This is a genomic window from Actinosynnema sp. (assembly GCF_052038725.1).
The window spans coordinates 1-5,975 of the sequence record NZ_JBQGCX010001490.1 but is presented as its reverse complement, the minus strand read 5'-3'; the positions used below and the strand labels follow the sequence as shown (position 1 = coordinate 5,975).

The following is a 5,975-nucleotide window of genomic DNA, read 5'->3' as shown; positions in this document are numbered from 1 at the left end:
GGTCCGCCTCCCCTCCCCCGGACTTCCCCGGCCCGCCCCACCACCGGGAAACCGGTAGTGCCGGGCCCACGAGCCCGAGGAAGGACCTGACTTCCCATGGCCGCTGTAGACGGACTCGTCACCGGTCTGGACACCACCTCGATCATCTCGCAGCTGATGCAGATCGAGGCGGCGCCCAAGACCCGGTTGCAGAGCCAGGTCAGCGCGCAGCAGAAGGTGCAGACCGCCTACCAGGCGCTCAACGCCCGGATGCTCGCGGTCAAGAGCGCCGCGGAGGCGCTGAGCGGCGACTCCACGTGGCAGGCCCTCAAGGCCTCCAGCTCCAGCGACGCCGCGGTGGCCACGGCCACCGGCAACTCGGCGGTCGCGGGCAGCATCACCTTCAGCATCACCTCGCTGGCCAAGGCGCACGTCGCCACGGCGCAGGTGCCCGAGTCCGGCGGCGCGACCAAGGGCTCCGGCCTGGAGCTCACGGTCGGCGGCAAGACCACGCACGTGGACGTCACCGACGACACTGCGGCGGGTGTCGCCGAGGCGGTCAACAAGGCCGGGCTCGGCGTCCGGGCCACGGTCATCACGACCACGACCGGCCAGCGGGTGCAGTTCTCCTCCGCCAAGACGGGCGCCGAGCAGGCGTTCACCGTCGCGGGCATGGCCAACGACCCGACCGTGCTGTCCCAGGGCAGCGACGCGACGATCACCGTCGGCGACCCGGCCACCACCGGGTACAAGCTCACCAGCGCGGACAACAACTTCACCTCGGTGCTGCCGGGCGTGACCGTGCGGGCCACGAAGGTGCAGAACGACGTCACCGTCACCAGCACCGTGGACAGCTCCGGCATCGGCGACAAGGTCGCAGCGCTGGTCAACGCGGTCAACTCCGCGATCAGCACGGCCAAGGGCTACGACACGTACGACGCGGCCAGCAAGACCGCGGGCCCGCTGAACGGGGACACCCTCGCGCGCGGCATCCGCAGCAGCCTGCTGACCACGGTCTCCGGCGGCGGCACCTCCTTCGGCACGATGAGCGCCTTCGGCGTCGCGCTCGGCACCAACGGGCAGCTGACGTTCGACAAGGCCAAGTTCGTCGCGGCCTTCGAGGCCGACCCGGAGAAGGTGCGCACGGCCGTCACGGACGGGCTGGTCAAGCCGTACAAGAAGATCGGCGAGGACACCTCGAACTCGACCACGGGCTCGCTGACGGTCGCCGTGCAGGGCGGGGACACCACCCTGCGCAGGCTGAACACGGCGATCTCCGAGTGGGACACGAAGCTGGCGTCCAAGAAGGTCTCGCTGCAGAAGTACTACTCCACGCTGGAAACGTCCATGAGCAAGTTGAACCAGCAGGCTTCCTGGCTCTCGGGCCAGTTGGCTGGCCTGTCGAGCTGAGGGTGAGATGCGGAACACGTCCCTGCGGGACAGGTACCTGGACGACTCGGTGAGCACCGCTTCACCAGGGCACCTGCTCGTCATGCTGTACGACCGGTTGTGCCTGGACCTCGGGCGCGGCGCCACCGCGATGCGGGCGGGCGACCGGGCCGGGGCCTCCGAGCTGGTCGTGCACGCGCAGGACATCCTGCTCGAACTGCGCGGCTCGCTCCAGCAGGGGGTGTGGGAGGGCAGCGGTCAGCTGTCCGACCTGTACAGCTTCCTGATCTCCGAGCTGATCCGGGCCAACACCGGCCAGGACCCCGACAAGGTGCAGGCGTGCCTCGTGGTGGTCGAACCGCTGCGGGACGCCTGGCGCGAGGCGGTGCACGGCATCCCCGCCCCGGACGCGGCGCGCGCCGGATGACCGGCCGCGACCCCTCCGGCTGGCTCGTCGCATGGAGCGCGGCGCTGGACCGGCTGGAGGAGGACGTCGCGGAGGCGGAGGCGCTGCTGAGGGACGAGCGCAGGATGCGCGAGCTCCCCCCGGCGACCCCGTGGAGCCCCCCGGAGGGGCTGGGGCCGCTGCCGATCGAGCTGCGGCCCAGGGCCGACGAGGTCCTGAACCGGCAGCTGGTGGTGGCCTCGAAGATGGCGCGGGCGCTGAGCGGGACCGCCCGCCACGCCGCGGTGCTGGACCGGGTCGAGAGCGGCAGCATGGGCGCCCCCCGGCCGGCGTACGTGGACTGCGCGCTGTGAGCCCCACGACCGGGTGACACCGGGAGCGGGCCAGCGCGGTGAGACGGTGCGAGAGACGAAGACTTCGCTACGGCGGCACCCCGGCCGCCTGTGCGAAAACCCTGCGCGGGAGCGGAGCCGTCCTGCGACCGCGCAGACCCGATAAGCCCCCGTCAGCGGCCTCCTCGCCCGCTGACGGGGGCTTTCGGCCGTTCCGGGGGCCCTTGAGGCGCTCCAGGGGCTTCTCAGGCGTCCAGGACGCCTCTCGGGCCTTAGGGGCGCCGAGGCGGATTTCGGCCGCCTGCGAGCTTTTCAGGGGCCCTTTTCGCGCAACCGAAGAGCACCTGTCCGGCGATCGCGCGGCAACCGCGCCCCGGTTGACTTGTGCTCGACGGCTTCCGGGGAATCGCCCGTCAGGTGCTTTCCACCCGGCACGTTCACCCTTTCGAATTAATACCTGTGAACGCGCTGTGACCTGCGGAATTTCTCCCGGAAAAGTTCACGGTCGGCCCTCACCCGCCGATCACAGCAACTAGAGCACGGATTGCTCGCATCTCCACCGCCACGGATCGGCACCCTCCAGCTACGGCATAGGGAGCACGAGCCGTGTTCGACGACCTCGCGACGACGAGCGTGCGTGCCGCGTTGACCGGTCTGGCGATGCGCCAGCGAGTGTCCGCGAACAACATCGCCAACGTCCAGACGCCAGGGTTCATCGCCAGCAAGGTCAACTTCGAGGAGTCGCTGGGCGAGGCGGTGCGGTCCGGTGAGGGCTCCGCCGCGGTCCGCGGGACCAGGCCGGTCATCAGCGACAGCGTCAACGCCGCCCGCCAGGACGGCAACAACGTCAACATCGACGAGGAGACGGTCTCCGCCACGGACACCAACCTCCGCTACCAGCTGATGCTCCGGGCGCTGGACAACAAGTACAGCGGTTTCTCGGCCGTCCTGAAGGCGGTCTGAGATGGCCCTCTTCGACAGCATCGGCATCGCCGAGACCGGGGTCTCGGTGCACCGCAAGTGGCTGGACGCGGTCGCGGACAACATCGCGAACGTCAACAACGCCACCTCCACCGCCGGTCCCGCGTTCCAGGCCCGCTACGTCGTGGCCCGCTCGCGGGGCGAGGACGGCGGCGTGGTCGTGGGCGAGGTGCTCTCCGGCGACGCCGAGGGCAAGATCGTCTACGAGCCCACGAACCCGCTGGCCGACGCCAACGGCAACGTCCGCTACCCGGACATCGACCTGGGCGAGCAGATGGGCCACCTGATCATGGCCCAGCGCGGCTACCAGGCGAACCTCGCGGTGGTCGACCGGGCCAAGACGGCCTACGAGGCGGCGCTGCAGCTGGGTCGTGGCGCGTGACCGCCCCGATCGCCGCGATCGGCGGCTCCCCCACTCCCCCCGCGGTCGTCGCGCCCATCTCGGCGACCGGCGCGGACCCGGCGACGGCTGCCGGCTCCGCGAGCGGGTCGCTGTTCTCCGGGGTGCTCGACGGCATCCAGCAGGCCCAGGCCAAGTCGGACTCGCTGGCCGTGCAGGCCGCGACCGGGACGCTCAACGACGTCCACGACTACCTGGCGGCCAGCACTGAGGCCGGCCTGCGGGTGCAGATGACCGTCGCGATCCGCAACAAGGCCGTCGAGGCCTTCAACGAGATCATGAGGTTGCAGGCATGAACCTGGACCGGATCAAGGCGAGCGCCCAGGGCGTGCTCTCCGGTTTCAAGGCGTTCACGGCGGGCCAGAAGGTCGTGGCGGGGGCGACGGTGCTGGCCGTGGTCGGCGCCATCGCGTTCTACTTCCTCTGGGCCTCCAAGCCGACGTACGCCCCCCTCTACACGAGCCTGGCCTCGAAGGACGCCAGCGCGATCGTCGACCAGCTCACGGCCGCCGGGGTGACCTACGAGCTGACCGACGGCGGTCAGACGATCATGGTGCCGCAGGACCAGGTGTACCCGATGCGGTTGAAGATGAGCGCGGCGAACCTGCCGTCGCAGTCGGACACCGGCTACGCGCTGCTGGACCAGCAGGGCGTCACCACCTCGGAGTTCATGCAGCAGGTCGGCTACCAGCGCGCCATGGAGGGCGAGCTGTCGAGCACGATCAAGGCGATCGACGGGGTGACCTCGGCGAGCGTGCACCTGGCGATCCCGCAGAAGGACGTGTTCGCCGACAGCGACTCGAAGCCGACGGCGGCCGTGCTGGTGGGGACCGGCGCGGGCAAGTCGCTCTCGCAGGCCCAGGTGCAGACCATCACGCACCTGGTGTCCTCCAGCGTCGAGGGCATGAGCGCGGACGGCGTCACCGTGGCGGGCACCGACGGCAAGGTGCTGTCCACCGGCGGCGCGGACGGCGCGTCGGCCTCGGCGAACGGGGACCGGGACGACCAGACCAAGGCGTTCGAGCAGCGGCTGAGCACCTCGCTGCAGCAGATGCTCTCGCAGGTCGTCGGCCAGGACCACGCGGTGGTGCAGGTGACCGCGGACCTGGACTACGACCAGACCGAGACCAAGAGCCAGACCTACACCAGCGGTGACGGCACCGCGCCGCTGTCCGAGTCGTCCACGACGGAGAGCTACACCGGCGACGGCGGGCAGAACGCGGCGGGCGGGGTGCTCGGCTCCACGAACGGCACCCTGAACGGGCTGGAGGGCAACACCACGAACGGCACCGGCGGCTCGGGGAACGGCACGTACAACCAGGAGAAGTCGACCAGGAACAACGCGGTGAACTCGGTCATCGAGACCCGCCAGTCGGCTCCCGGCAAGGTGCGCAAGCTGGGCGTGGCGGTGCTGCTGGACCAGAAGACGGCGGGCGCCGTGGACATGGCCGAGGTGGAGAAGATCGCCTCCTCGGCCGTGGCGCTGGACACCGCGCGCGGGGACACGCTGGCGGTCAGCTCCATGCCGTTCGACACCAGCGCCGCGCAGCAGGGCGAGGCCGCTGCCGCCGCCCAGCAGGCGCAGGCGCAGCAGGACGAGCTGATGAACACGATCAAGACCGGGGTCGCGGGCCTGGGCGTGCTGGCGCTGCTGGTCATGACCATGATCGCCACCCGGCGCAGGCGCAAGCGCGCCGCCGCGGCGGCCGAGGCCGAGCTGGCCAAGCTCGACGAGCTCAAGGCCCAGCTGGAGCGCACCAGGACCAGCGAGATCGAGGCGGCCATCGCCGAGAAGCAGGCGCTGGTCGCGGGCAACGACCGCCCGCAGCTGAGCGGCCCCAAGCGCCCCGAGGTCGACCCGCTGGTGGTCGCCGAGCAGGAGAAGCGGATGGACGAGATCCAGTCGCTCGTCGACGAACAGCCCGAGGAAGTCGCGCGACTGCTGCGCGGCTGGCTCGCCGTGAAGGGATGACATGGCGCCGCACGACAACATGACCGGCCTGCGCAAGGCGGCCGTGCTGCTGCTCCGCCTCGGCAAGGCCAACTCCACGAAGGTCTTGTCGCTGCTCCAGGAGAACGAGGTCGAGCAGCTCTCCAGCGAGATCGTCCGGCTCGACTCGGTCAGCCACGAGGCCACCCAGTCGGTCACCGACGAGTTCTACGAGATGGCCACCGCGCGCAAGTACGTCGCGCACGGCGGCATGGACTACGCGCGGGACCTGCTGGTCAGCACGCTGGGCTACGACCGCGCGGACGAGATCGTGCACCGGATCGGCGCGCTGCTGCTGGACGTGCCGTTCAGCTTCCTGCAGCGGGCCGACCCCCGGCAGGTGCTCTCGTTCCTGCAGGACGAGCACCCGCAGACCATCGCGCTGGTGCTGGCGCACGTGCCCTCCGGGCAGGCGTCGCAGGTGCTGGCGGGTCTGGCGCCGGAGAAGCAGGCCGAGGTCGCGCACCGGATCGCCACGATGGAGCAGACCTCCCCCGA

The 5,975-nt window shown here is 70.4% G+C and carries 7 protein-coding genes and 1 pseudogene; all 8 read left to right on the top strand.

From position 1 onward, the window contains the following. Positions 1-96: 96 nt before the first annotated feature. The gene (fliD, locus tag ACTUAL_RS31485) at positions 97-1,389 is read left to right on the top strand and encodes a flagellar filament capping protein FliD (RefSeq protein ID WP_096492856.1); all 1,293 of its coding nucleotides are present in this window, start codon (positions 97-99) and stop codon (positions 1,387-1,389) included. A 7-nt stretch (positions 1,390-1,396) separates the two neighbouring features. Beyond that, positions 1,397-1,795, top strand: a complete 399-nt coding sequence (gene fliS, locus ACTUAL_RS31480; protein ID WP_096492855.1) for a flagellar export chaperone FliS — start codon at positions 1,397-1,399, stop codon at positions 1,793-1,795. After that, positions 1,792-2,127 carry a hypothetical protein gene (locus ACTUAL_RS31475; RefSeq protein ID WP_096492854.1) on the top strand — a complete coding sequence of 112 codons (336 nt, stop codon included), beginning with the start codon at positions 1,792-1,794 and terminating at the stop codon, positions 2,125-2,127. Before fliS ends, ACTUAL_RS31475 begins: the two co-directional genes overlap by 4 nt. A gap of 585 nt (positions 2,128-2,712) precedes the next feature. Beyond that, complete coding sequence (flgB, locus tag ACTUAL_RS31470; RefSeq protein ID WP_096492853.1) at positions 2,713-3,069, top strand: flagellar basal body rod protein FlgB; 357 nt, start codon at positions 2,713-2,715, stop codon at positions 3,067-3,069. 1 nt (position 3,070) lies between these two features. Then, entirely contained in the window at positions 3,071-3,469 is a 399-nt protein-coding gene (locus ACTUAL_RS31465; RefSeq protein WP_096492852.1) for a flagellar basal body rod protein FlgC, read from the top strand. Next, positions 3,466-3,783: a flagellar hook-basal body complex protein FliE gene (locus ACTUAL_RS31460; protein ID WP_096492851.1), complete on the top strand. Its 318-nt coding sequence runs from the start codon at positions 3,466-3,468 to the stop codon at positions 3,781-3,783. Before ACTUAL_RS31465 ends, ACTUAL_RS31460 begins: the two co-directional genes overlap by 4 nt. Next, positions 3,780-5,459 (top strand): flagellar basal-body MS-ring/collar protein FliF, encoded by a 1,680-nt coding sequence (gene fliF / locus ACTUAL_RS31455; protein WP_440902768.1) that lies wholly within the window; start codon positions 3,780-3,782, stop codon positions 5,457-5,459. The genes ACTUAL_RS31460 and fliF overlap by 4 nt, the downstream gene beginning before the upstream one ends. 1 nt (position 5,460) lies before the next feature. After that, positions 5,461-5,975, top strand: a pseudogene (locus tag ACTUAL_RS31450) (flagellar motor switch protein FliG); the annotation flags it as partial.